The sequence below is a fragment of the Solimonas flava DSM 18980 genome, assembly GCF_000426685.1.
GTDB classification, from domain to species: Bacteria; Pseudomonadota; Gammaproteobacteria; order Nevskiales; family Nevskiaceae; genus Solimonas; species Solimonas flava.
Genome location: NZ_AUFV01000014.1, coordinates 1 through 23,608, shown reverse-complemented (window position 1 = coordinate 23,608; position 23,608 = coordinate 1). Strand labels below are relative to the sequence as shown.

General features: G+C 66.0%; 25 protein-coding genes and 1 tRNA gene. 17 read left to right on the top strand and 9 right to left on the bottom strand.

Annotated features, from left to right (window positions below; genetic code table 11):
* Window positions 1-43 precede the first annotated feature (43 nt).
* Window positions 44-814 carry a proteasome-type protease gene (locus K343_RS0114935; RefSeq protein ID WP_028008759.1) on the bottom strand — a complete coding sequence of 257 codons (771 nt, stop codon included), beginning with the start codon at window positions 812-814 and terminating at the stop codon, window positions 44-46.
* 160 nt (window positions 815-974) lie between these two features.
* Between K343_RS0114935 and K343_RS0114930 the strand changes: the two genes are divergently transcribed.
* On the top strand, window positions 975-1,562 hold the full coding sequence (locus K343_RS0114930; RefSeq protein WP_028008758.1) for a 2-hydroxychromene-2-carboxylate isomerase: 588 nt from the start codon (window positions 975-977) through the stop codon (window positions 1,560-1,562).
* Window positions 1,563-1,749: 187 nt separating this feature from the next.
* Entirely contained in the window at window positions 1,750-2,745 is a 996-nt protein-coding gene (gcvA, locus tag K343_RS22375) for a transcriptional regulator GcvA (RefSeq protein WP_211226293.1), read from the top strand.
* Window positions 2,746-2,766: 21 nt separating this feature from the next.
* Here the strand turns inward: gcvA and K343_RS0114920 are convergent, their stop codons facing one another.
* Window positions 2,767-3,276 (bottom strand): CC0125/CC1285 family lipoprotein, encoded by a 510-nt coding sequence (locus K343_RS0114920; protein WP_028008757.1) that lies wholly within the window; start codon window positions 3,274-3,276, stop codon window positions 2,767-2,769.
* 123 nt (window positions 3,277-3,399) lie between these two features.
* Between K343_RS0114920 and K343_RS0114915 the strand changes: the two genes are divergently transcribed.
* Window positions 3,400-3,591, top strand: a complete 192-nt coding sequence (locus K343_RS0114915; protein ID WP_028008756.1) for a hypothetical protein — start codon at window positions 3,400-3,402, stop codon at window positions 3,589-3,591.
* Here the strand turns inward: K343_RS0114915 and K343_RS0114910 are convergent.
* A complete protein-coding gene (locus K343_RS0114910; protein WP_028008755.1) occupies window positions 3,557-4,750 on the bottom strand; it encodes a cytochrome P450 in 1,194 nt (397 codons plus the stop codon). The two genes, K343_RS0114915 and K343_RS0114910, sit on opposite strands and share 35 nt — an antisense overlap.
* A gap of 163 nt (window positions 4,751-4,913) precedes the next feature.
* Here K343_RS0114910 and K343_RS0114905 point away from each other — a divergent pair, with 163 nt between their 5' ends.
* The 3 genes from K343_RS0114905 to K343_RS0114895 are packed head-to-tail and all read left to right on the top strand — an operon-like array spanning window position 4,914 to window position 9,441.
* Window positions 4,914-5,864 (top strand): histone deacetylase family protein, encoded by a 951-nt coding sequence (locus K343_RS0114905; RefSeq protein ID WP_043112874.1) that lies wholly within the window; start codon window positions 4,914-4,916, stop codon window positions 5,862-5,864.
* Window positions 5,861-8,233, top strand: coding sequence for a bifunctional acetate--CoA ligase family protein/GNAT family N-acetyltransferase (locus tag K343_RS0114900; protein WP_028008753.1), 2,373 nt, complete (start codon window positions 5,861-5,863; stop codon window positions 8,231-8,233). The genes K343_RS0114905 and K343_RS0114900 overlap by 4 nt, the downstream gene beginning before the upstream one ends.
* Window positions 8,200-9,441 carry an MgtC/SapB family protein gene (locus tag K343_RS0114895; protein ID WP_028008752.1) on the top strand — a complete coding sequence of 414 codons (1,242 nt, stop codon included), beginning with the start codon at window positions 8,200-8,202 and terminating at the stop codon, window positions 9,439-9,441. Before K343_RS0114900 ends, K343_RS0114895 begins: the two co-directional genes overlap by 34 nt.
* A 3-nt stretch (window positions 9,442-9,444) precedes the next feature.
* Here K343_RS0114895 and K343_RS0114890 read toward each other — a convergent pair whose 3' ends face one another.
* Complete coding sequence (locus tag K343_RS0114890) at window positions 9,445-9,933, bottom strand: OsmC family protein (protein ID WP_051278503.1); 489 nt, start codon at window positions 9,931-9,933, stop codon at window positions 9,445-9,447.
* Window positions 9,930-10,163 (bottom strand): hypothetical protein, encoded by a 234-nt coding sequence (locus K343_RS0114885; protein WP_154662597.1) that lies wholly within the window; start codon window positions 10,161-10,163, stop codon window positions 9,930-9,932. The genes K343_RS0114890 and K343_RS0114885 overlap by 4 nt, the downstream gene beginning before the upstream one ends.
* Window positions 10,164-10,458: 295 nt before the next feature.
* Between K343_RS0114885 and infC the strand changes: the two genes are divergently transcribed.
* The 10 genes from infC (at window position 10,459) to K343_RS22370 (ending at window position 18,953) form a co-directional block, all read left to right on the top strand.
* Entirely contained in the window at window positions 10,459-10,992 is a 534-nt protein-coding gene (gene infC / locus K343_RS0114880) for a translation initiation factor IF-3 (RefSeq protein ID WP_084615913.1), read from the top strand.
* Window positions 10,993-11,171: 179 nt separating this feature from the next.
* Window positions 11,172-11,369, top strand: a complete 198-nt coding sequence (gene rpmI, locus K343_RS0114875; protein WP_020649084.1) for a 50S ribosomal protein L35 — start codon at window positions 11,172-11,174, stop codon at window positions 11,367-11,369.
* Between the two features lie 15 nt (window positions 11,370-11,384).
* Window positions 11,385-11,747, top strand: coding sequence for a 50S ribosomal protein L20 (gene rplT, locus K343_RS0114870; RefSeq protein ID WP_028008748.1), 363 nt, complete (start codon window positions 11,385-11,387; stop codon window positions 11,745-11,747).
* Window positions 11,748-11,834: 87 nt separating this feature from the next.
* Window positions 11,835-12,836, top strand: a complete 1,002-nt coding sequence (locus K343_RS0114865) for a phenylalanine--tRNA ligase subunit alpha (protein ID WP_028008747.1) — start codon at window positions 11,835-11,837, stop codon at window positions 12,834-12,836.
* A gap of 36 nt (window positions 12,837-12,872) precedes the next feature.
* Window positions 12,873-15,242 carry a phenylalanine--tRNA ligase subunit beta gene (gene pheT, locus K343_RS0114860; RefSeq protein WP_028008746.1) on the top strand — a complete coding sequence of 790 codons (2,370 nt, stop codon included), beginning with the start codon at window positions 12,873-12,875 and terminating at the stop codon, window positions 15,240-15,242.
* A gap of 20 nt (window positions 15,243-15,262) precedes the next feature.
* Window positions 15,263-15,559 carry an integration host factor subunit alpha gene (locus K343_RS0114855; RefSeq protein WP_026352958.1) on the top strand — a complete coding sequence of 99 codons (297 nt, stop codon included), beginning with the start codon at window positions 15,263-15,265 and terminating at the stop codon, window positions 15,557-15,559.
* Complete coding sequence (locus tag K343_RS0114850; protein WP_028008745.1) at window positions 15,543-15,965, top strand: MerR family transcriptional regulator; 423 nt, start codon at window positions 15,543-15,545, stop codon at window positions 15,963-15,965. Before K343_RS0114855 ends, K343_RS0114850 begins: the two co-directional genes overlap by 17 nt.
* Before the next feature lie 78 nt (window positions 15,966-16,043).
* Window positions 16,044-16,120, top strand: a tRNA-Pro gene (locus tag K343_RS0114845).
* A gap of 174 nt (window positions 16,121-16,294) precedes the next feature.
* Window positions 16,295-17,530: a tyrosine-type recombinase/integrase gene (locus K343_RS0114840; protein ID WP_028008744.1), complete on the top strand. Its 1,236-nt coding sequence runs from the start codon at window positions 16,295-16,297 to the stop codon at window positions 17,528-17,530.
* A 241-nt stretch (window positions 17,531-17,771) separates the two neighbouring features.
* Entirely contained in the window at window positions 17,772-18,953 is a 1,182-nt protein-coding gene (locus tag K343_RS22370) for an HNH endonuclease (RefSeq protein WP_084615912.1), read from the top strand.
* 360 nt (window positions 18,954-19,313) lie between these two features.
* Here K343_RS22370 and K343_RS24920 read toward each other — a convergent pair whose 3' ends face one another.
* Window positions 19,314-20,507 (bottom strand): hypothetical protein, encoded by a 1,194-nt coding sequence (locus tag K343_RS24920; RefSeq protein ID WP_211226291.1) that lies wholly within the window; start codon window positions 20,505-20,507, stop codon window positions 19,314-19,316.
* Window positions 20,508-20,856: 349 nt separating this feature from the next.
* Between K343_RS24920 and K343_RS24140 the strand changes: the two genes are divergently transcribed.
* Window positions 20,857-21,968, top strand: a protein-coding gene (locus K343_RS24140; RefSeq protein ID WP_154662596.1) for an IS3 family transposase whose coding sequence is annotated in 2 segments (ribosomal slippage) — window positions 20,857-21,118 and window positions 21,118-21,968 — 1,113 coding nt in all. Because the reading frame shifts where the segments join, the coding sequence is not laid out codon by codon here.
* An 80-nt stretch (window positions 21,969-22,048) separates the two neighbouring features.
* Here K343_RS24140 and K343_RS24625 read toward each other — a convergent pair.
* The 3 genes from K343_RS24625 to K343_RS24620 form a co-directional block, all read right to left on the bottom strand.
* Window positions 22,049-22,420 carry a hypothetical protein gene (locus tag K343_RS24625; RefSeq protein ID WP_154662595.1) on the bottom strand — a complete coding sequence of 124 codons (372 nt, stop codon included), beginning with the start codon at window positions 22,418-22,420 and terminating at the stop codon, window positions 22,049-22,051.
* A 75-nt stretch (window positions 22,421-22,495) separates the two neighbouring features.
* On the bottom strand, window positions 22,496-22,870 hold the full coding sequence (locus K343_RS0114815) for a hypothetical protein (RefSeq protein WP_028008741.1): 375 nt from the start codon (window positions 22,868-22,870) through the stop codon (window positions 22,496-22,498).
* Window positions 22,871-22,961: 91 nt separating this feature from the next.
* Window positions 22,962-23,608, bottom strand: a 647-nt coding sequence (locus tag K343_RS24620; protein WP_211226289.1) for a hypothetical protein, incomplete at its 5' end; no start/stop codon positions are given.

Here is a 23,608-nt window from a genome sequence, read left to right as displayed (position 1 = left end):
CCCGCCGGCCCGCGGCGGGCGGCGACGCGTCCGGACGCCGGCCTCAGCCGTTGGCGTCGAGCAGCCGCCCCTGCGCGTCCGGCGTTTCCCAGTCGAACTTCGGTAGATTGCGGAACGCGGCGACCAGCTGCCGGCCCCAGGACTCGCGCAGCTGCGCGTAGAACGGCGTATCGAGATCGAGGCGCAGCCGGTGCGTGATGCGCAGCGCGTCGCGCGGCAGGATCGCCAGATCGACCGGCGGGCCCACCGAGATGTTCGAGCGCATCGTCGAGTCGATCGAAACCAGCGCGCAGCGGGCGGCGTCCTCGAGCGGCACCGGCGGACGGATCACGCGGTCGAGGATCGGCTTGCCGTACTTGCTCTCGCCGATCTGCAGGAACGGCGTCTCCGGCGACGAGGCGATGCAGTTGCCTTCCGGGTAGATCATGTAGATCGCCGGCTCCTCGCCCTGGATCTGGCCGCCGAGGATGAAGGTCGTGCGCAGATCGACGCTGCTGTACTGGGTCTGCTGCGCGACATGCTTCTGCGCACTGACCGACAGCGCGCCGACGTACTCGGCGGCGTCGAACATGTAGCGCGCCAGGCGCAGGCTCATCGGCACGACGGCTTCTTCGAGATCGCGCTTGATATGCGCCAGCACGGCCTGCGTCGTCGCCAGATTGCCGGCCGACAGCAGCACGAAGACACGGTCGCCGGGAAACTCGAAGACGTGGACCTTGTTATACGTCCGCACGTCGTCGACGCCGGCGCTGGTCCGCGTATCGCCCGCGAACACCAGTCCATCGTTCACCTTGATCGCACAACAGTACGTCATGATTCCTACCTTGCAGGGGGCGCCAGTGTAGGCAGCTCGCCGGGCTTCGTCACGCCTCGCCCGCCGAGGCTGAAGCACAAGTTGTGCCGCCTCCGCGGCGCATGACAGACTGCCGGAAGCCGGTCTGGACAAAAAACAAACGCAGAGGAGCGCTGCCGCGATGGCGACGATCGAGTTCTACTGGGATGCCGTCAGCCCTTACACCTACCTCGCCGCAACGCAGATCGAGCGCTTCGCCGCCGAACACGGCACCGCACTGGTCTGGAAGCCGGTCCTGCTCGGCAAGCTGTTCGAAGCCTGCGGCAACCGCGCACCGCTGACCGTGCCGGCCAAGGGCCAGTACATGTTCGCCGACCTGCAGCGCTGGGCGCGCCATTACGGCGTGCCGCTGCAGGTGCCCAGCGCGTTCCCGGTCTCGACGCTGAATGCCCAGCGCATCGCCAGCGCGCTGGGCGGCGAGGACCGCGCGCGCTGGGCGCGCGCCACCCTCGGCGCCTACTGGGCGCGCAATCTCGACATCAGCCAGCCGCCGGTGCTGGAAGCGCTCGCCACCGAGCTTGGTTTCGATGGCCCGGATCTGCTCGCCCGGGCGCAGACGCCGGAAGCCAAGGAGCAGCTGAAGGCCTATACCGACGAAGCGGCGCAGCGCGGCGCGTTCGGCGCGCCGACCTTCTTCATCGGCGATGCGATGTTCTGGGGCAACGACCGCTTCGAGCTGATGGCGAGCACGCTGGCCGACGCCGCGTAGCGCGCCGCGCGCGACTGCGAAACACATCGCAGGACGGCGCCGCGCGCCGCGTGCAGTGGCGCAGGCTTTCCGTCATCATGCATACCGGCTGCGGTGAGGCGGCGTGATGCTTGCGTCGGATGACCGGACGCCCGCACCGGCACCCTCCCAGTCTTTCCCGCCTGTCTGTCGAGATCCGCCGCCCGCCATGCGCCTCCCGCCGCTCAACGCGCTTCGCGCCTTCGAGGCTGCCGCACGCCATTGCAGCGTGTACAAGGCGGCGCAGGAGCTGCACGTGACGCCGGCGGCGATCAGTCACCAGATCAAGGCGCTCGAGGAACACCTGGGCGTGGCGCTGTTCAAGCGCATGCCGCGCCGCATCGCCCTGACGCCGGCCGGCGAAGCCTGCCTGCCCAAGCTGACGGCCGCATTCGCGCAGATGGCCGACGCGGTCGCGGCGGCGCAGCACCTCGCGCACGCCGGCCGCCTGATGCTGAGCGTGCCGCCGGCACTGGCCTCGAAGTGGCTGATTCCCAAGCTGGCCGGTTTTCGCGATCGCAATCCGGACATCGACCTGCGCATCTCGGCACGGCAGACGCTGGTCGACCGCGCGCGCGGCGAGCTCGACCAGGGCGCCAATCTGCTCGAGGGCGGCGACGTCGCGATCCGCTTCGGCGACGGCGACTATCCGGGCTACGTCGTGCACAAGCTGTTCGACTCGTATGCCCTGCCGATGTGCAGTCCGCGCCTGCTCGAAGGGCCCAATCCGCTGCGTACGCCGGACGATCTGCGCCACCACACGCTGCTGCACTATGAGAACGACATCGCGATGGTCGACGTCGGCCGGCCGAACTGGACTTCGTGGCTGAAAGCCGCCGGCGTGCGCGGCGTCAACACGCGGCGCGGCCCGACCTTCAATCACGTCACGCTAGCGATGCAGGCCGCGGCCGACGGTCTCGGCGTGGTGCTCGGCATCCCGATCATGGCGGTCGGAGAATTCGCCGAAGGCAGTCTGGTCGCGCCGTTCCCGCTGAGCCTGCCGACCGGCGCCAGCTATTACCTCGTCTACAGCCGGGAGAACCAGGACGAGCCTTCGGTCGCCGCGTTCCGCGAGTGGATACTCGCCGAGGCCCGCGCCGAGCCCTGGGCGGAACCGCCGCAGGTGCCGAGCGCCTTCGCCGCCGTCCCGGACCTCAGCGGCTGAGCCACGCTGCGTCCGCGCGCCTCAGGGCGTGGCCGGCCGCACGATCTGCGCTTCCAGATTGGTCTTGACCTCGCGCGCGTCGAAGGCCTGCGGATTGTCGGCGGGCTTGCGCCCCTTGAACGTCAGGATCTCGGCCTGCGCGGTGTACTCGGCCTTGTCGCGGCTGCCGGTCTCGGTGCCGACCCCGACGCCGACGCCGCTGTGCGAGCCGAAGCCGAAACCGCCGACGCCGACGCTGAAGCTCGGCCCGCTGCCGGGCTTGGCGCTGGTCGAGCTGCCGGCGACGATGAAGTAGTCGTTGCCGCTGTTCAGCGTGACTTCCGCCGCCTGGTACAGCAGGTAGTTCTCGACGGTCTGCCGCGGCGTCTCGGAGCTGCCGGTGAAGCTCACGCGATAGCGGTTGGTCTCGAGCATCTGCGCCGAATATCCATAGCCCTTGCGCGCGGGCTGGTACGGCGTCACCCCCGCGCACGCGACCAGCGTGGCGAGGCCGGCAGCGGCGAGGACGGCGCGAAACGGAAACGGCTGCATGGCGGAATCCCGGGTCGTAGGAGCAAGACGCTTGCGCGCAATCTTACGCCGCCGACGCGCAAGCGGACCGGCCGATCCCGCCCCGGACGCGCCCCCAGGCGCCGACGGCGCGGGCCGCCGGCTGTGCCGCCCCTCGCCGCGGCCACGCTGCGCGTCCTGCTCCTGAGCGGCTTCGATCTGCGGCGGTTCGCCGCGCCGCCGGTGGCGATCGAGCGCGTCGAATCGCCGATCGCCCCGTTGCTGCTCGCCGGCGCCGAAGCCTTCGGCATCGCGGCCGCGCTCAGCGCGGGGCGAAGCGCGCCGGCACGTGCGTGAAGCCGCGAACGTTGGGATTGTGCGCGCGCTGCAGGCCCGACTCGTCGATCTCGTAGTCGGGCATCACCTTCAGGATCTCCTCGAACACCACGCGCGCCTCCAGCCGCGCGAGCGCCGAGCCGAGACAGGCGTGGATGCCCAAACCGAACGCCAGATGATCGCGTGCGCCGCGGCGCACGTCGTAGACATCGGGGTTCGGGTATTTGTCGGCGTCGCGATTGGCGGAAATGATGCACAGGCCGACGCGATCGCCCTGGCGCAGCGGCTTGCCACGCAGCGTCACGTCCCGGCCGACGCGGCGCACGATGATCTGCGAGGAGCCGTCGAAGCGCAGCGTTTCCTCGACCGCGCCGGCGATCAGCGCCGGATCCTCGACCAGCAGCCGGCGCTGCTCGGGGTACTGCCAGAGGCGGTAGGCCATGTTGCCGATCAGCTTGGTCGTGGTCTCGTTGCCGGCGATCGCCAGCAGGATCAGCGTGCCGACCACCTGTGCCTGCGACAGCTTGCCGTCCTGCTCGGCGCGCAGCATCACGCCGAGCAGATCCTCGCGCGGCGGCAGCGCCCGGTGCTTGGCGCGATGGCCCTCGAAGTAGGTCGCCATGTTGATGAAGCCCTGCACGTTGCGCTCGGAGAGCTCGTGCTGCCGGTCCTCGCGGGCGATCAGGTCGTCCGCCCAGCCGCGCACCCGGTCCTGATCCTCGACCGGCACCGCGGTCAGCGTCGAGATCACGTCCATCGGCAGATAGCAGCCGAGATCGGCGACGAAATCGAAGCGGCCGCTCGGCGCGTGCCGCTGCAGCAGCCGCCGCGCCTGGTCGCGGATGTACGACTCCATCGCCTGCACCGCCGCCGGCGTCATCAGCGGCATGAACAGATTGCGCACGCGGGTGTGCTCGGGCGGATCACTGAAGATGAACATCGGATACGGCAGCTTCTCGGTCGAGCCCTTCTCGAGCGAGGTCGCACCGGTGTTGATGAAGGTCCTGAAGTCGCGGAAGGCGTTGTAGACGTCGTCCCACTTGGTCAGGAACCACAAGTCGAGCGCGGCGTTGTAATGCACCGGATCGTGCTCGCGCAGCGCCGCGTACGCGGGATACGGATCCCAGTGGAAGCGATGGTCGTAGGGATCGAGCTGCAGCGGCGGCGTGGCGGACGGCATCGGCGTCTCCGGCGATTGAGCCGCCCGAGCATAGAAGTGCCCCCGGGGGTTCAGCCCACCCCCAAACGGCGCATGAATTGCGGCCAGTACGGAGTGCCGGGCCGGCGCGAGTCCGGCAGAATGGGGCGACACGCCACCCCCAGAGAGCCCGCTCGCCGCCGCCATGCCCGCCTCGCTGCCCGTCGCCTGGATCACGCACGCCGAATGCCGGCGCCACGAGATCGCGCCCGATCATCCGGAGTCGCCGCGGCGGCTGGCGGCGATCGAGGACCGCATGATCGCCTGCGGCTACGCCGACTTCATGCAGCAGCACGAGGCCCCCGAGGCGCGCTACGAGGACCTCGCGCGCGTCCACAACGGCGCCCACATCGAGCACATCCTGTCGCTGCGCGACACCGGCACGGTGCGGCACGACATCGACGGCGACACCGCGGTCACCGAGCACACGGTCGCGGCCGCGTTGCGCGCCGCCGGCGCCGGCGTACTCGGCGTCGACCTGCTGCTCGAAGGCCGCACCAGCCTCGCGTTCTGCGCGGTGCGCCCGCCCGGCCATCACGCCGAGCGCACGCGCGCGATGGGCTTCTGCTACTTCAACAATGTCGCGGTCGCCGCCAAGTACGCGCTGTCGCGCGGCCTGGAGCGCGTCGCCGTGCTCGACTTCGACCTGCACTACGGCAACGGCACCGCCGACTGCTTTCTCAACGAACCGCGCGCGCTGCTGCTGTCGACCTACCAGCATCCGCTCTATCCGTACTGGAGCGGCGTGCTGCACGCGCAGAACCTCGTCGACGTGCCGCTCAAGCCGTATACCGACGGCCCGGCGTTCCGCGCCAAGGTCGTCGAACACTGGCTGCCGGCGCTCGAAGCGCAGCGCCCGCAGATGCTGCTGGTCTCCGCCGGCTTCGACGCGCACCTCGCCGACCCGCTCGGCGACCTGCGCCTGCAGTACGGCGACTTCCAGTGGCTCGGCACGCTGATCCGCGACATCGCCGCGGTCACCGCCCAGGGGCGCGTGCTGGCGACGCTGGAGGGCGGCTACGACCTGACGGCGCTGGCGCGCAGCGTCGAATCGTTCCTGACGCCGTTCGTCGGCGGAGACGAGCTGCCCGCATGACGATCCGCCATGTCGAATCCTTCTTCCGCCCGAAGGCGGTGCTCGGCATCGGCCGGCCGGCCGACGTGCCCGCCGAGGAAATGCTGCGCCGCCTGACCGCGCTGCCGGATGAGTATCGCGCGCTGTACGCGCACACGCTCGACGGCTGGCGCACGCTGGGCAAGATCCGCGACGCCACCAACTACGAACTCGGCATCGTCTTCGACGCCGCCGAAATGACGCCATCGCTGGTGCGCGGCCTGACCGAGCAGGGCTGCCGCGCGCTGATCTGGCTGCCGGACACGCCGGTGCCCGAGGCGATCCTGCGCGCCGGTCGCGACGAGACGCTGCGCGTGCTCGGCCCCGGCAGCTCCGGCGCCGCGCACGCGCGCACGCTGAGCCTGTCGGCCTGGGGCCTGCCGGCCGCCGGGACGACGGCGCTGATCGCGCAGTCGCGCTCGATCGCCGCCGCCGCGCTCGACTGGGCGGCCGGCCATGCGCTCGGTTTCTCGTGGATCGCGGTGACCGGCGGCGAGGCCGACGTCGACGTCGCCGACCTGCTCGACTACGCGGCGCTCGATCCGAGCACGCAGGCCGTGGTCCTGCAGCTCTCGCACATCCGCAGCCCGCGCAAGTTCATGTCGGCGGCGCGCGCCTGCGCGCGCAGCAAGCCGGTCGTCGTGCTGCAGACGCCGGACGCGCACGACGACGCCGCGCAACCGACCGACCCGGTGCTGTCGGCGGCGTTCCGCCGCGCCGGCCTCGTCGAGGTCGATCGCATCACCGCGATCTTCAGCGCGCTCGCCGCGATGTCGCGCATCGGCGAAGCGATGCAGGGCCGCATCGCCGTGGTCGGCACCGGCAGCGGCATCTGCCAGCTCGCCCGCGCCTCGCTGTGGCGCGAGGGCCTGACGCCGGCGGCGCCGAGCGACGGCGCCTGGACCGCGCTGCGCGAGCATCTGCCCGACATGCAGAGCGGCACGCAATGGCTCGACGTCGGCCTGGCGTCCGACGAGCAGACGCTCGACGCGTTGCGCGCGACGCTGGCCGCGCCCGGCGTCGACATGGTGATGTTCGTGCGCAGCCCGGCGCCCGGCCGTGACGACGAAGCCTTCGCGCAGCGCCTGGTCACGGCGCGGCTGCGCGAGCGTCTGGTCGTCGTGTTCCTCGGCCAGGCTCGCGCCGCGCCGGCACTGCGCCGCTGCGCCGAAGGCGGCATCGCCGCGTTCGCCTCGGTCGAGGCCGCCGCGCGCGCGCTGCGCTACCGCCGCGAGCATCGCCGCACGCAGGAACTGCTGATGCAGACGCCGACGCTCGACCCGCTCGCACACGGCCGCGAACCACCGGTGCTGCCGGTGCCGGCCAAGCTCAAGGGCAGCTGGGTCCTGCCGGCCGCCGATGCCGCCGAACTGCTGATCGGCTATGGCCTGCAGCCGGCCGCCTGGGCGGAAGCCGCCGGCCGCGGCCTGCGCGTCAAGCTCAAGCGTCACCCGGAAATGGGCGTCTACATCGAAGCCCGCCTCGACCCGGCCTCGGCGGCGGCGCCGACCACCTACGCCCTGCCGCCGGTCGACGACGTGCTGGCGACGACGATGCTCGGCGAGATCGGTCTCGGCTCGCGCGTCAACGCCCCGCTCGGCCTGCGCGCGTCGGACTACGCGACCGCGGTCGCGCGCCTGTCGCAGCTCGCCGTCGAGCAGCCGCGCCTGCTCGAGGCCGACGTGCGCCTGCTGCCGGCCGACGGCATCGCCGAGATCGGCTACGCCCGTCTGGTCGCCGAAGCCGAGCCGCCGAGCGAGCGCGACCGCCTGGCGCTGGCGCCGTATCCGAGCGCGCTGGCCCGCGTCGCACCGCTCAAGGGCGAGCGCCAGATGCTGCTGCGCGTGATCCGGCCGACCGACGAGCCGGCACTGATCCGCATGCTCTCCGAACTCGATCCGGAGGAAATCCGCCTGCGCTTCTTCCGCTACATCCGCCAGTTCACGCACGCGATGGCGGCGCGCATGTCGCAGATCGACTACGACCGCGAGATGACGTTCGTCGCCGAGGCCGACTCGCGGCCCGGCGAGCTGGCCGGCGTCTCGACGCTGGTGTCCGATCCGACCGGCAGCGAAGCCGAGTTCGCGGCGCTGGTGCACCACAATTTCGCCGGCCTCGGTCTCGGTCGCCAGCTGATGCGCGCGATCCTCGACTACGGCGCGCAGCGCGGCATCCGCCGCATCTACGGCGACGTGCTGCTGGAGAACGCGCCGATGCTGGCGCTCTCGCACAGCCTCGGCTTCCGCCGCGAACGCCACCCGGACGACCCGGGCTGCGTGCGCGTGGTGCTGGAGGTCCCGCCGGAGAAGGCCCGCTCGTGGACGACCCTGAGATCCTTCGCGCGTACCTGATCAGCCTCGGCATCGGCCTGCTGATCGGCGTCGAGCGCGAGCGCGCCGACGCCGGCAGCGCCGGCCTGCGCAGCTTCGCGCTGATCGCGCTGTCCGGCACCACCGCCGCCTGGCTGGCGCGCGAGAGCGGCACGCCGTGGCTGCTGCCGGTCGCCTTGCTCGGCGTCGTCGCACTGTGGCTGGCCGCCGACCTGCGCGATCCGGAGCACGCCCGCGACCCCGGCACGACGACCGGCATCGCCTTCGTGCTGTGCTTCCTGCTCGGCGCGATGCTCGTCTATCACGCCACCTACATCGCCGTCGCCATCGCGGTGGTCGTGACCCTGCTGCTCTACTTCAAGGCCGAGCTGCACGGCATTACGCATCGCCTGACGCGCGAGGAGCTGCTGTCGTTCCTGCAGTTCGCGGTGATCGCCTTCGTGCTGCTGCCGCTGCTGCCGGATCGCGGTTTCGGGCCGTTCGCGGCCGTCAATCCGGCCCGCGTCGGACAGATGGCGGTGCTGATCTGCGCGATGAATCTGTGCGGCTACGCGGCGCTGCGCCTGTTCGACGACCACCGCGCGGTTGCCATCACCGGCCTGCTCGGCGGCCTGGTGTCGAGCACCGCGACGACGCTGGCGCTGTCGCGTCAGGTACGCAGCGCCGGCGTACCGCCGGAGCTGGCCGCGCTCGGCATCCTGCTCGCCAACCTGACCGTGCTGCTGCGGCTCGGCGTGCTGGCCGGCATCGCCGCGCCGGCGATCCTGCCGTCGCTGCTGCCGGTCATCGCCTGCGGCGTCGCCGGCGGGATGATCGCGCCGCTCTGGCTGCGGCTGCACCTGCCGGCCGAGCAGCCGCAGGTGGCCATGAGCGTCACCAATCCCGCCGAGCTGAAAGCGGCACTCGGCTTCGCGGCACTGTTCGCGCTGGTCCTGGTCGTCACCGCCGCCGCGCACCACAGCTTCGGCACCGGCGGCCTCTACGCGGTCGCGGCGATTTCCGGCCTGACCGACGTCGACGCGATCACCCTGTCGACGCTGCGCCTGTTCGGCGGCGGACAGGTCGCCGCGGCGACCGCGCTCGGCGTCGTGCTGACCGCGTTCGGCGCCAACCTGATCTTCAAGTTCGGCCTGGTCGCCGGCATCGGCGGTCGCGCGGCGGCGCGCCACGTGGCGGTCGGCTATCTGCTGAGCATGGGCGGCCTGCTGGTCGGCTACCGGCTGCTGTAGACCTCAGAACTCGGCCACCAGCGCCGTGGTGATGCGGATATCCGACATCAGCGTCTGGTGCACCGGACAGCGGTTGGCGATCTCCAGCAGGCGCTGGCGCTGCTCGTCGCTGAGCGGCCCTTCGAGCAGGATATGCCGCTCGATCTCGTCGATCTTGGCATTGGGCGCCGCCTGCGCCGCGCATTCCGCGCAGTCGCGCGCGTGGATCTTGCGGTGCTTGAGCTGGACGGTGACGCGCGTCAGCGGCAGCTTCTTCAGATCCGCGTACATGCGCAGCGTGATGCTGGTGCAGCTGCCGAGCGCGGCGAGCAGATACTCGTAGGGGTTGGGGCCGGCGTCCTGACCGCCGACGTCGAGCGGTTCGTCGGCCAGCGCGAAGTGCGAGCCCATCCGCAGCTGGCGCACATAGTTGCCCTCGCCCGCCTCGACCACCTGCACTTCGTTGTGCGGCAACGAGGCCGGGAGGGCGGCGGAAACGATGATGTCGTTCATGGCGTGTCAGGCGTGCAGGTGAAGCGGCGATCGTCGCACGCCGGCTCTGCAGTGCCTATGGGCGGTCGCGCTTCGCGGCCGGCGGCCGGCAGCTGCAGGGCGTGATGGAGGCCGTGCAGCGGCGCCTCGAGCGGCTCCAGCGCCAGCCACAGGCATAGCGCCCAGGCCAGCAGCGGCAGCACGACCGCCACGAGGAACGTGACGAGCCAGGAGGGGCGTCTGGGGCGCAACAGCCGGATATCCCTGATGATCCTTGTCGAAAGTGGCCGCGACGGCACACATCCTTATGCCGTCACCGCGCCCCCAAGGGGGTTGCCTCTTAGCGGCCCGGCGGCCGGGATCTTTAGGCTACGCAGCGCCGGCACCCTCCGGCAAGGCGCCAAACGGCCGTCAACGGCGGCGAAGCGCTTGATTCCCCTTGAGAGAAGGGCCGCAGGTCCGTAGAATGCGCGCCCTTGTCCTCGAACCGGATGGGCATTTCATGCCCACGGCACGAGTATCCGGTCCGTCCCTGGGGACGGATACATCAGGAGATGTCGCATCGCTTTTGAACGTGAAGATCGGCGCAACCACCAGATCACGGCGCCGCGGGTCCGCGTGATTGCGGATGATGGTGAGCAAGTCGGCATCATGCTGACGCGCGACGCCATCGCCAAGGCCGAGGAAGCCGGCCTTGATCTGGTCGAGGTCTCGCCGAACGCGGAACCGCCGGTCTGCAAGATCATGGATTACGGCAAGTACCTTTACCAAAAGGACAAGGCCGCGCACGCTGCGAAGAAGAAGCAGAAGCAGATCCAGATCAAGGAAATCAAGTTCCGTCCGGGCACCGAAGACGCGGACTTCCAGACCAAGCTGCGTCAGATCAGAGGCTTCCTGGAAGAAGGCGACAAGGTGAAGATCGTGGTCCGCTTCCGCGGCCGCGAAATGGCGCACCAGGAACTCGGCATGCAGGTGATGGAACGCCTGAAGACCGAACTCTCCGAGCTGGCTGCCATCGAGCAGCACCCGAAGATGGAAGGCCGCCAGTCCGTGATGGTGATGGCGGCGAAGAAGAAGTGAGAACACGCGGGCCGGCTTGCCGGCCCGCACGGTCAGCGGGGAGACATCCCCGATGAAGCGGGACAGGGTCGCAGTCGGACCCGAACTCGAGAAAAAGTCCTTCCCCGTCGGGGAAGGCCCGGTCAGCTCCCTGGCAAGGACGTGAAACCGGCAATGTGGTTCGAGAAAAGGAGTTAGTCATGCCGAAGATGAAAACCGTGAAGAGCGCGGCCAAGCGCTTTTCCAAGACTGGTAAGGGCGGCTTCAAGCGCTCTCACTCGCACAAGCGCCACATCCTGACCAAGAAGTCGGGCAAGCGCATCCGTCAGCTCCGTGGCGAGGCGCAGATTCACGCGTCGGACGTCCGCGAAGTCCGCATCATGCTGCCGTACGCTTAAGCGAGGAGATAGCACATGGCACGCGTCAAACGTGGTGTTACCGCCCGCGCCAAGCACAAGAAGGTCCTGAAGAAGGCCAAGGGCTACTACGGCGCCAAATCGCGCCAATTCCGCTCCGCCAAGGAGCAGGTCATCAAGTCGGGCCAGTACGCCTACCGCGACCGTCGCGTCAAGAAGCGCGAGTTCCGTTCGCTGTGGATCGTGCGCATCGGCGCGGCGACCAAGGAACTCGGTCTGTCGTACAACCGATTTATCAACGGGCTCGCCAAGGCCGGCGTCGCCCTCGATCGCAAGGTCCTCGCGGATCTGGCGATTCACGACAAGGCGGCGTTCGCGGCTCTGGTGACCCAGGCGAAAGCCCAGCTCGGCGTCGCCTAAGCACAGCCAGCCTGTCGTTGACCAAAGCTGTTGCGAAAGGGGAGCGGCGCCCTGCCGTTCCCCTTTTTTGTTTTCAAGAACCCGGACATGACTGACCAACTCGAAGAACTGGTGCAGCAGGCGCAGGTCGACATCGCCGCCTGCGGCGAAGGTCGCGCGCTCGAAGCGCTGCGCGTCGACCTGCTCGGCAAGAAGGGCCGCGTCACCGACCTGCTCAAGCAGCTCGGCGGCATGGCGCCGGACGAGCGCAAGGCCTACGGCGAGCGCGTCAACCGCGCCAAGGAAACGCTGGCCGCGGCGCTCGAAGCGCGCGGCCTGGCGCTGGCCAGCGCCGAACTCGAAGCGCGCCTGGCTTCGGAGCGCATCGACGTCACCCTGCCCGGTCGCGGCGAAGCCGGCGGCGGCCTGCATCCGATCACGCGCACGATCAACCGGGTTGCCGAAATCTTCGGCGAGATGGGCTTCGAGATGGTCGAAGGGCCCGAGATCGAGGACGACTTCCACAACTTCGGCGCGCTCAACATTCCGGACGCGCATCCGGCGCGGGCGATGGCGGATACCTTCTACGTGCTGAATGGCGCGCGCCTCCTGCGCACGCACACCAGCCCGGTGCAGATCCGCGCGATGCAGAAGCGGCAGCCGCCGATCCGCATCATCTGCCCGGGCCGCGTCTATCGCGTCGACTCGGATCGCACGCACAGCCCGATGTTCCATCAGATGGAAGGCCTCTACGTCGCCGAGAAGGTGTCGCTGGCCGACCTCAAGTACGACATCCAGAACTTCCTGTCGCGCTTCTTCGAGCGCGACGTCGAAGCCCTGTTCCGTCCGTCGTACTTCCCGTTCGTCGAACCCGGCGCCGACGTGCACATCAAGTGGACGCTGCCCGACGGCGGCTGGCGCTGGCTGGAGGTGCTCGGCTGCGGCGTGGTGCATCCGAAGGTGCTCGAAGCCGTCGGCATCGATTCCGAGAAGTACTCGGGCTACGCCTTCGGCATGGGCATGGAACGCATGGCGATGCTGCGCTACGGCGTCGACGACCTGCGTCTGTTCTTCAACAACGATCTGCGCTTCCTCGAGCAGTTCCGCTGAAGTGCCGTCGCCAACGAAGAACACAGGATCGAGATCATGAAACTGAGCGAAAACTGGCTGCGCGAATGGGTCAACCCGGCGGCCACCATCGAGCAGGTCGCCGAGCGTCTGGTGATGGGCGGCCTCGAACTCGAGATCGAGCCGGCGATGACCGAAACGATCGAGGGCGTCGTCGTCGGCCACATCGTCAAGGCCGAACGCCACCCGCAGGCCGACCGCCTGCAGGTCTGCGAAGTCGACGCCGGCGAAGGCCGGCTGCTGCAGATCGTCTGCGGCGCGCCGAACGCACGTGTCGGCATCAAGGTGCCGTGCGCGCTGGTCGGCGCCGTGCTGCCCGGCGGGCTGGCGATCACCGAGGCCAAGCTGCGCGGCGTCGACAGCTTCGGCATGCTGTGCTCGGCCAAGGAGCTGGCGCTGTCCGACAAGTCCGAGGGCCTGCTCGAACTCGACGCCGACGCCCGGCCCGGCACACCGATCGCCGAGCACCTGCAGCTCGCCGACAAGATCCTCAATCTGGAAATCACGCCGAACCGCGGCGACTGCCTGTCGGTGCTCGGCCTGGCGCGCGACATTTCGGCGCTGTACGGCGCGCCGGTCAAGCGCCCCAACCTGCCGCAGACCGTGGTCGAAGGCCATCAGCAGCTCAAGGTCGAGCTTGAGAACCTCGATGACTGTCCGAGCTACGCCGGCCGCGTGATCTCGCGCCTGAACACGAAGGCGCGCACCCCGGACTGGATGCGCGAGCGCCTGCGCCGCTCGGGCATCCGCAGCATTCACCCGGTCGTCGACATCACCAACTACGTGATGCTCGAGCTCGGCCAGCCGATGCACGCCTTCGACGCCGACAAGCTGTCGGGCGCCATCCGCGTGCGCCGCGCGCAGCGCGGCGAAGAGATCCGCCTGCTCAACGAACAGCTCGTCGAATGCCGCGACCGCGAGCTGCTGATCTGCGACGACTCCGGTCCGATCGCGCTGGCCGGCGTCATGGGCGGGCAGTCGACGTCCGTGCACGGCGGCACGACGCGCATCTTCTTTGAATCGGCCTGCTTCGCGCCGGCCGCGGTTGCCGGCACCGGCCGCCGCCACAAGCTGTTCTCCGATGCCTCGTTCCGCTACGAGCGCGGCGTCGATCCGGGCCTGCAGCGCCAGGCGCTGGAGCGCGCGACGCAGCTCGTGCTGCAGATCTGCGGCGGCGAGACGCATCCGGTCACGCACGCCGGCCGCAGCCAGCCGGAAACCGTGTCGATCCGCCTGCGCCGCTCGCGCCTCGTGCAGGTGCTCGGCCATGAGGTCGGCGCCAAGGACATCGAGACCCTGCTCGGCCGCCTCAACATCATGCTGCGCGCCGAAGTCGGCGACGCCTGGATCGCGCGCGTGCCGAGCTACCGCTACGACCTGCGCATCGAGGCCGACCTCATCGAGGAAGTCGGCCGCCTGTACGGCTACGACCGCATTCCGGCCAGGCCCTACGCCGCGCAGCTCGCGCCGTCGCGCCCGCCGGAAGCGCAGCGCACGCTGCAGCGCGTCAAGGAGCAGATCGCCGCCCGCGGCTGGCAGGAAGTCGTGACGCTGGCCTTCGTCGAGCCGTCGCTGCAGCAGGCGCTCAATCCGGATGTCGCGGCGATCGCGCTCGACAACCCGATCGCCGACAACCTGTCGGTGATGCGCACGACGCTGTGGGCGGGCCTGATCCCGGCCTGGCTCTACAACCGCGCGCGCCAGCAGGATCGCGTACGGCTGTTCGAGGCCGGCGTCTGCTTCACGCAGCGCGACGGCGAAATCGTCGAGACCGCGCGTCTGGCCGGCCTCGCCGCCGGACGCGCGCTGCCCGAGCAATGGGCCAGCGCCGCGCGCCCGGTCGATTTCTACGACGTGAAAGCCGAGGTGCTCGCCCTGTTCGGCAACGCCGCCGCCGAGTACCGCTTCGAGGCGGCCAGCCATCCGGCTCTGCATCCGGGCCGCGCGGCATGCATCCGCCGCGGCGAGCAGATCTGCGGCTGGATCGGCGAACTGCATCCGCAGCTGGTACAGAACCTCGATCTGCCGGAAGCGCCGCTCGTCTATGAACTCGACTGGGAAGCGATCCGCAACGTCGGCGTGCCCAGAGCCGCACCGCTGTCCGAGTTCCCGTCGTCGCGCCGCGACCTCGCGATCGTCGTGCCGGAAGACGTCGCTGCCGATCGGATTCTTGCCTCCGTCCGTGGCGCCGGCGTCACCTTCCTGACGCAGGCGACAATCTTCGACATTTACCGCGGCAAGGGTCTCGCCGACGGCGACAAAAGTGTTGCGCTGGGCTTGCTTTTCAATGACGCCTCGCGCACCCTAACTTTGCAAGAAATCGATACGGCGAGCGCTACGATCACGCAAGCTTTGGCGCGTGATCTGGGGGCCACGATTCGACAGTAGTGAACAAGGGGAAGAAGTTCGTGGCATTGACGAAAGCCGAACTGGCGGAAGCGCTGTTCGAAGATCTCGGGCTGAACAAGCGCGAGGCGAAGGAATTCGTCGATCTTTTCTTCGAAGAAATCCGCGAGCGCCTCGAAGCCGGCAAGGAGGTCAAACTCTCCGGCTTCGGCAACTTCGAGCTGCGCTCGAAGAACCAGCGCCCGGGCCGCAATCCGAAGACCGGCGAGGAGATTCCGATCTCCGCGCGTCGCGTCGTCACCTTCCGCCCCGGACAGAAGCTGCGCCTGCGAGTGGAAGCCGATGCGACCCGCCGATAAGCCGCTCGCCGCCCTTCCGGAGATTCCGCGCAAGCGTTACTTCGCGATCGGCGAGGTCAGCGAGCTGTGCGACGTCAAGCCGCACGTGCTGCGCTACTGGGAGCAGGAATTCCCGCAGCTCAAGCCGGTGAAACGGCGCGGCAACCGCCGCTACTACCAGCAGGACGACGTGCAGATGGTGCGTCGTATCCGCAGCCTGCTCTACGAACAGGGCTTCACGATCGGCGGCGCGCGCCAGCGCCTCAAGGAAATGCCGCGCAACGGCCACGACGGCGTCCGCAGCATCAGCACCGTCGTCGCTGTCGGCAAGCCGCGCACGATCGAGGTGGCGATGCCGGCCCGCGTGCAGGAAATCAAGAACCTGCGCGACGAGCTCGAATCGCTGCTGCGGCTGTTCCCGGAATAAGGCGCCCGCTCGCCTTCAAAACCGGGGCGCCCTTCGTTACACTGCGCGCCCCGCTGTATCCCGTTTCAAGCCTCGCGTCGGGGCGTAGCGCAGCCTGGTAGCGCACTTCCTTGGGGTGGAAGTGGTCGGAGGTTCAAATCCTCTCGCCCCGACCAACTATATGTACAGCGGCCTCCAAGGCCGTCCAGAAAACCGCGCTTTTGCGCGGTTTTTTATTGGTTTTTTGTTTTTAGCCGTCCATCGATGTCCAGCAACATCCACCGCTTGCGTCGGGTCACTTCTCGGGTCACTTTGTATTTCGCCGCTACCCGCGAAAAAGTGACCCGACCGTGAAGAAGCTGACCGACATTTACCTGCGATCCCTCAAGCCAACGACCAAACGGCAGAAGTCTCTGCGAGAGGACGGCCTCTACGTCATGGTGATGCCCAACGGAAGCAAGCTCTGGCGGTACGGATATAGCTTCTCCGGGAAGGAAACCACCCTGTCGCTCGGTAGCTACCCTGATATCTCACTGGCTCTGGCCCGTGAGCGCCGCGACGAAGCCCGGAAGCTGGTAGCCGTTGGGGTGAACCCGGCCGAACAGCGCAGGGAAGCTCGCGCTGCCGCCGCGGCAGCGGTCGAGCACACGTTCGCGGCGGTGGTTGAGCGCTGGAAGGGCGACGAACTGGCATCGACCTCCGAAAGCTATTGCAACAACATCAGCCGCATGTTGGAACGCGATGTTTTGCCCTATATTGGTGCGCAGACAGTCGACTCGATCAAGGCGCGCGACCTGGTCACCCTCCTCGACCGCATCCGTGAGCGCGGAGTGGACGAAACAGCCAGGAGAGCCCGAGCCATCGTCGGACAGATCATCCGATACGCCATCCGACGTGGCATTGCCGAGAACGACCCCACGCAAGCGTTGCGCGGCGAGCGCCGCATCAAGCCGGTCCGGCACTTTCCCGCCTACACCGATCCCGCGGATGTCTCCAAGCTGATGCGCGCGATCTACAACTACAAAGGCACGCCCGAGGTCCGGGCTGCTTTGAAGCTGTCTGCTCTCGCCTTTCAGCGGCCAGGCGAAATCCGCACGATGCAGTGGCCTCATATCGACCTTGAAAAAGCCGAGTGGCGCTATGTCGTCAGCAAGACGCAAACCGCGCATATTGTTCCGCTGGCGAAGCAGGTCGTGGAAATTCTGCGCGACCTGCACCCGCTGACGGGACACCAGCTGGGCCTAAAGCCCGGCACTCCGCACTATGTCTTTCCCTCCCCGAAATCGTCGAAGCTGCGCCCCCTTTCGGAGAACGCAGTACGCTCGGCACTGCGAACGATGGGGTTTACGAACGACGATGTAACTCCACATGGGTTTCGCGCTATGGCGCGCAGCCTGCTGGCTGAGCGCGGCTGGAGAGTCGATGCGATTGAGCGGCAACTAGCTCATAAGGCTGCCGGCCCACTTGGAGCGGCATACGATCGCGCCGCCTTTCTCGATGAACGCCGCCGTATGATGCAGGACTGGGCCGACTACTTAGACGCTCTCCGCGAGGATCGTGACGCTGCAGCACTGTGCGCTGCATAGATGCACGTACCCCTCCTCGCCACTAACTTACTTGGCTAGCGCTGACAGCTGAAGTTCGATGCATACATCGCAGCCCACCCCTGAAGGTGGCCTAGTGCCGCACCTCACCCGGTAGCCCCTATCCGAGTACCGTCAAACACCGCATAACTTAGGTCGGCTCAATCTAGTACGTCCCGTCCTTTTATAGACGCTTAGCTCAATTTTTGAAAGATCATGGGCGGAAACCTCATGGGAGACCCGCATGCCCTGCGCAATCTGTAGCGAGCCACTCGACGGCCAAGAACAGCGCTCGCTCGAGCACGTCATCCTCAACGCGTTGGGCGGTCGCAAGAAACTCCCAGACGTGCTCTGCGCGGCATGCAACAGTCGCAGCGGCGAGGAGTGGGACAGCGTGCTCGCTGCGCAACTCAATTGGTTATGCCTACTCCTCGGTATCAGTCGTGACCGCGGGGTGAGCCCTCCTGAACGCGTGAAGACCGTCGGCGGTGAGCAATACACACTGTATCACCATGGTTCATTGACACCAGTGCAGCCGAGCTACTCGGCGACGCCAATGCCAGACGGCCGCGTACAAATCCAGATCATGGCGCGCACGAACGCCGAAGCACGCCGCATGCTGACCGGCGCGAAGGGCAAGTATCCGAATCTCGATGTCGACGCGCTACTGCGGGAAATAAAGGTCGAATCGAGTTATCCGACCAGTCCTTTTCACTTCCAGCCCCAATTCGGCGGTCCCCTGGCTGGGCGATCGCTGGTCAAGTCTGTGCTGTGTCTGGCCGTATCAGCCGGTGTCGATGCAGCACACTGCAATGCGGCGCGCCAGTATCTGCGAGATCCACAAGCCGAAGCCTGCTTCGGCTACTTCTATGAGCGCGACCTGCTGATCGACCGTCCAGCTCGTGTCCCGCTGCACTTCATTGGCGTCAGCTCGAAAGGGACAGAGGGGGAACTGCTCGGCTACATCGAGCTCTTCACCGCGCAGCGCTGTCTCGTCCGCCTCGCGGGTAACTACGATGGCCCCGAAGTCCACTGTTCGCACGCCATCGATCCGACGACAGGCACGACGCTCGAACTCAATTTCGCACTGAATCTCGGCAGGGATGTCGTCAACGACTGCCTCGCCGGAAAAGAGAGCCCTGCGCGCGCGGTGGAAGAGGCGTTCTCAATGCCGCTGGCAGTGGCCCATCAACGCTCCTCCGAGCGGGTCAGAGACCGGGTCATCAGCGAAGCCGTGCACTACGCATTCGAGCATTGCGGCGCCAAGGAAGGAGAGGTACTCACGGATGAACATATTTCCCGTCTCTCTGCCCTGATGACCGAGAAGATGATGCCGTACATTCTTCCCAGACTGGTTCGCGATCGCCCCTTGCCGGCATTCGATCCAGAGTCGGACGATGCCCAACAGGACAGCGGAACGAGCTAGCCGGCTCTGTCGCTAGGTGCGCTCATGATCAGGAACGGTGCGCTATCTTCTACATAGATACGGTTTCGACGATGCCGCTCGGATAACTCGCGAAGGTGACTTCGAATACATCTCTGTTCTTCCAATGCGTCGTTGCACAGCCCCGCGACTGTACTCACTGTCAGGTGCCACGCGCGGCAACGGCGCGCCCTCGCAACCAGTGCCGCGATAAGGCGCCTTGTCGCCATGCTCCGCATCAGCGGCGCCCTTACTAGATCATCGCCGGCCGGCTCGCCATCATTGGCTGCAACTGGCCAAAGGCTAAAACGCACAAACGCAGACGTTGACATGAGAGGGGTCAAAAAGCGGGCATCAAAGGGCTCAGGTGTAGAACGCGAGCTGGTCCATGGTCAGCAGCGCCTGCAACGCTCGCGTCACCGTGTACGAATCAGCGCGCGCAGCTCCGTGCCCGACAGCATGGCGTGATCCGGCAAGGCCCGGGGGCCCCAGCGGATCGAACTTGGCGAATGTGTAGTCACTGAGATAGTTTGCAAACGCATGCGGGAAGAACAGCGTGTCGGGCGCCCCTGCCCTTTCCTCGGCCGACTCGGTAGCAAACTTGAGCAAGCCGGCAAGCTTCGTCGTCGTGCCGTGCTTCACGGTGTACGCCTCCTGCAGGATGCCTTCGATTTCTGTAAGGACGATCTTGAGGACGGGGACTGGCTCATTCCTCAAGTATGCATCGACCGCAGCCCGCAGTATGTTTGCCCTTGATCCAAAATGAGGCTTGGCGACCCAGCGCTCGTACATTCGTTCAATTCGCGCCGCATCAAATTTCGCCACCAGTTTTGCTTCTTCGTCCACCAGGTCGAAGCCGGCCGCGCAGGAATCCGCCAGCCCCTTGAATCCTGAGCCAATGATTTCCACGAACGGAAACCAGCCTGCAGCCGTAAGCCGCTCGACGACGCCCTTGTTGGCCAGCGCCTCGTAAAGGTGGCGATAGCGAAGCTCTCGATAGAGCGCGCCGAGGGTCTTGCTCATCTCCTCCAGCGATAAGTCCCGCTTGGGGTTGAAGTCGAAATACATTCCAAACCGCCAGTCCTGTCTGAAGATGCAGACAACCTGGTCGGATTTCTCGATCTTTACGAGCGGGAAGCTCATTCCGATGACGTCGGCGATGTCACTTTCGAAAACGACGCTTCCCGCGGCCATATCCCTCGTGACGCGCATCTGCATCGCCATCGCTGCCGTGTCGACCCAAATCTCAGCTGTCCGATCCGGCTTGATCACCAGCAGCACAGTGTCGGCGTGCCTCAGGGAGAGAGGGACCTGCGCCTGCTGGGCATGATGTGCAAGCACCCCGGCGAATCCCTCGGCAGCCTGGTGGAAGAGCGGCTCGTCGGATGTGAGGGCGAGTTTCGTCCAGATCTTGACGTTGCCGCCCTTCGGCGCGGCTTCGGCCGAGATGCCGGCCAGATTCACGTCCTTCAGCTTGATGGGCTCACCCAGGTTGCCCACAAGGATGCCGGACTTGGCGCCTACAGGCGCACCGCCTTCATTCTTTTGCTTAGCCATGAGCCACGCTTAGACCTTCCAGCCTTCGAGCAGGTTAGGAACATCGAGTACGGCAGGTTCATACCGTAACGTAGGAGCCGACCGGTCGGACCTATTCAAGATGTGGACGTAGCGGAAACTCTGATGGCTGGCTCCAGTCAACGCGAGCCTCGTACTTGTCCCCATCCATCCGAGTGTAGAAGATCCTCCCACCTCGCCGGTACACAATAATCACCAAGGTGGTAAAGACGCCGTCCCAACCCTGGGGCTGGTGGCATGCCAGCATCGCGTATAGCGCCGCGTAAGCTTCCCTGCCTGAGCAACAACTCATAACCAGAGCTTTCTGGCATCGTAACTGCCAGGAGGCATCATGAAGAAGTCGCGTTTTACCGAGACGCAGATCATCGCGATCTTGAAGCAGGCTGACGCCGGCGTGCTGGTGAAGGACATCTGCCGCAAGGCCGGGATCAGCGAGCCGACGTACTACAGCTGGAAGTCGAAGTACGGCGGCATGGAGGCTTCCGACCTGAAGCGGACCAAGGAGCTGGAAGCCGAGCTGTCGCAGCTCAAGCGGATGTACGCCGACCTGGCGCTGGAAAACCGTGCGATGAAGGATCTCATCGCAAAAAAAATGTAGGGCCGGACGCCAAGCGCGCAGCGGCCGGCTTTCTGGTCGATCAGCACGAGCTATCGATCGTTCGCGCGTGTGGCTGCGTTGGATTATCGCGGTCAGCGTTCTATCGCGAGCCTGCGCACTGGACGGTTCGGGACGCCGAAGTGATCGCTGCGCTCGCATCGCTGGTCGAGAATCGCCCGAGCCGTGGTTTCTGGAAGTGTCGAAAGCAGCTGCGCCGACAGGGCCGGCCCTGGAATCACAAGCGCATCTATCGTGTGTACAAACTCATGAAGCTCAACCTGCGCCGTGCTGCGAAGCGGCGACTGCCGAAGCGGGAACGCATTCCGCCGTACGTACCGCGGCTACCCGATAGCGTCTGGTCGGCCGACTTCATGAGCGATGCCCTGATCTGTGGCCGACGCTATCGCCTGTTCAATGTCGTCGACGACTTCAACCGCGAAGCACTGCATATCGAGGTCGACACGTCGATTACCTCGGAGCGGCTGATCCGCGTCTTCGAGCACCTGCGGCAGACACGCGGACTGCCGCAAGTGCTTCGCACCGACAACGGCCCCGAATTTCTCGGCGAAGCCTTCACGCAGTGGGCCAAGGCGGCCGGCATGGCGATCCAGTACATCCAGCCCGGAAAGCCCAACCAGAACGCCTACATCGAACGCTTCAACCGCACGCCGCGCAACGAACTGTTGGACCAGCACCTCTTTTCCAGGCTCGACGACGTCCGCGAAGCGGTCTACTGGTGGATGCTGGAATACAACGAGCAAAGACCCCATGACTCGCTCGGCGATCTCACACCGATCGAGTACGCTCAAGCCGCCAGAAGCTCTGGGTTTGAACTGTCGCCTTGATGGGGAAGCTTACGCTTCAGCCGCGTGACCGCCGCAAGGCGGGCACGTCGGATGGAAGCGCTGGTTGGGCGGCATAGCTGCTAGCGATCCCACTTGATGTCGCATAGATCGTAAGCCTTCAGTGTGAGTGACCTTGCCAGGGCTTCTATCCGTTTGCTGTTTGAAACTGTGTCTGTGTAGTAGTAGTCCATCATGCGCCCGAGCTGAGCAACCGCTTCTACCGCGCGCCGCCACAAGCCTTCATCAAAGTTCTGTTTCCAAACTCTTAGACCGCCAACAAGCGTGTCGTCCCAGCGGCGCACAAATGACTGCTCTGTATCAGGCTGAGAGTGCAATTCTTTAGAGGCGCTCTCCACTTCGGCTAGGCACTGGGCCAGAAGCCCCTTAATTTCGTCCACCAGCAGCTTCTGCGCCGGTGTTGTATGACGCTCGTGCTCTTCGTAATAGTTCATGACGCCCAACGCCGGCGATCAGCCGCGGACTCGCCGGAGCGAAGCGGAGGCGAGGCCGTCGGCTGCATTAGCTGGTTATACAGCACTGGTACCCACCTTACGAAGGGCTCTCACGGCCGGATCGCTTAGGTACATCCAAGGATGCTGGCTCAACGCCTCTAAACGCGACACATGCGGGCGAAGCAGTTCAGCGGAAAACTCTTCAACCTCGTTAGCTGCGGCCCATGGGGCATCACCAGCGTCCTCCCCTTCCTCCGCAATGGTAATCAACGCTTCGAGCAGGGCAGGCTCCCTTCTGTGCTTGGCAAAGTAGTCCTCCACAATCTCGGCCGTGGTTTTGGATGTCGTCCAGATTAGGAGTTCTCTCAAGGCCTCGGGATCACGCCATCCCTTTGCGATTGCGGCGCGGGCCGCAGCCAGGCTCTGCATTTCGTAGTTTTTGTCGCTCATCGCATCTTCGCTTGTGCCGTATAACGCTCAGGTTCACGCGCGGCCACGCTGAAGGCGTGGACGTCGCGTGGAACCGCTAGTTGGACCTTGCTCACCTGCCCATCGCTTCTTCTACTTGCTTCGCTTCCAGCTTTAAGTCCTTGCAAGTAACCATGACATCTTTCTCGGTGGGTTCAATCTGAATGAGCAGCCCATCTGTGTGATAGAACTTCTCTTCGCCGCCAACGGTGTCCTTAAACCCACCGGTGCCTGTGTATATTTCAGTAACGCCGAGCCGTGTTTTTTTCACTTCGGACACGGAGAGCGCCGAGCGAAAATCGCCTTCAAGCCTCTGAGAAAATGCGACCGCTTCACTCTTGCCAGGTAATGGCGATACGCCGCGAGCACCCCATACCTTCTTTGTTCTTTGGGTGGTCAGAGCCTCGAAATATGTAAATGGAGGCAGCGGGTCCGGCGGCAGAAAGGACGCACCGTTCATCATTTCAGACTGAACTGTTCCCATGACCTTTCCCGATCCAAACAACTGGCCGAATGCGCCCTTAGCACTGCATGGCAGTGCCGCCGGCTCTGCGGAGGCAGATGAGGCAAACAGAAGCAGCGCCGCGCAGAAAGAGATTTCCTTCATGGAGTGGTTCCTGTAGGTCCAACGAGGCTGTAGAAAAACGCCGCGCGAGACACGGTTATCTGCGATCGCGTCTTCAGAGCGATTCATGGCGAAGGCGATGGCTCTGTCAGGCA

Coding starts and splice junctions, on each gene's coding strand:
- K343_RS0114935 (WP_028008759.1), bottom strand. CDS start 814: ATGACGTACTGTTGTGCGATCAAGGTGAACGATGGACTGGTGTTCGCG.
- K343_RS0114930 (WP_028008758.1), top strand. CDS start 975: ATGGCGACGATCGAGTTCTACTGGGATGCCGTCAGCCCTTACACCTAC.
- gcvA (WP_211226293.1), top strand. CDS start 1,750: ATGCGCCTCCCGCCGCTCAACGCGCTTCGCGCCTTCGAGGCTGCCGCA.
- K343_RS0114920 (WP_028008757.1), bottom strand. CDS start 3,276: ATGCAGCCGTTTCCGTTTCGCGCCGTCCTCGCCGCTGCCGGCCTCGCC.
- K343_RS0114910 (WP_028008755.1), bottom strand. CDS start 4,750: ATGCCGTCCGCCACGCCGCCGCTGCAGCTCGATCCCTACGACCATCGC.
- K343_RS0114905 (WP_043112874.1), top strand. CDS start 4,914: ATGCCCGCCTCGCTGCCCGTCGCCTGGATCACGCACGCCGAATGCCGG.
- K343_RS0114900 (WP_028008753.1), top strand. CDS start 5,861: ATGACGATCCGCCATGTCGAATCCTTCTTCCGCCCGAAGGCGGTGCTC.
- K343_RS0114890 (WP_051278503.1), bottom strand. CDS start 9,933: ATGAACGACATCATCGTTTCCGCCGCCCTCCCGGCCTCGTTGCCGCAC.
- rpmI (WP_020649084.1), top strand. CDS start 11,172: ATGCCGAAGATGAAAACCGTGAAGAGCGCGGCCAAGCGCTTTTCCAAG.
- rplT (WP_028008748.1), top strand. CDS start 11,385: ATGGCACGCGTCAAACGTGGTGTTACCGCCCGCGCCAAGCACAAGAAG.
- K343_RS0114865 (WP_028008747.1), top strand. CDS start 11,835: ATGACTGACCAACTCGAAGAACTGGTGCAGCAGGCGCAGGTCGACATC.
- pheT (WP_028008746.1), top strand. CDS start 12,873: ATGAAACTGAGCGAAAACTGGCTGCGCGAATGGGTCAACCCGGCGGCC.
- K343_RS0114850 (WP_028008745.1), top strand. CDS start 15,543: ATGCGACCCGCCGATAAGCCGCTCGCCGCCCTTCCGGAGATTCCGCGC.
- K343_RS22370 (WP_084615912.1), top strand. CDS start 17,772: ATGCCCTGCGCAATCTGTAGCGAGCCACTCGACGGCCAAGAACAGCGC.
- K343_RS24920 (WP_211226291.1), bottom strand. CDS start 20,507: ATGGCTAAGCAAAAGAATGAAGGCGGTGCGCCTGTAGGCGCCAAGTCC.
- K343_RS24625 (WP_154662595.1), bottom strand. CDS start 22,420: ATGAACTATTACGAAGAGCACGAGCGTCATACAACACCGGCGCAGAAG.
- K343_RS0114815 (WP_028008741.1), bottom strand. CDS start 22,870: ATGAGCGACAAAAACTACGAAATGCAGAGCCTGGCTGCGGCCCGCGCC.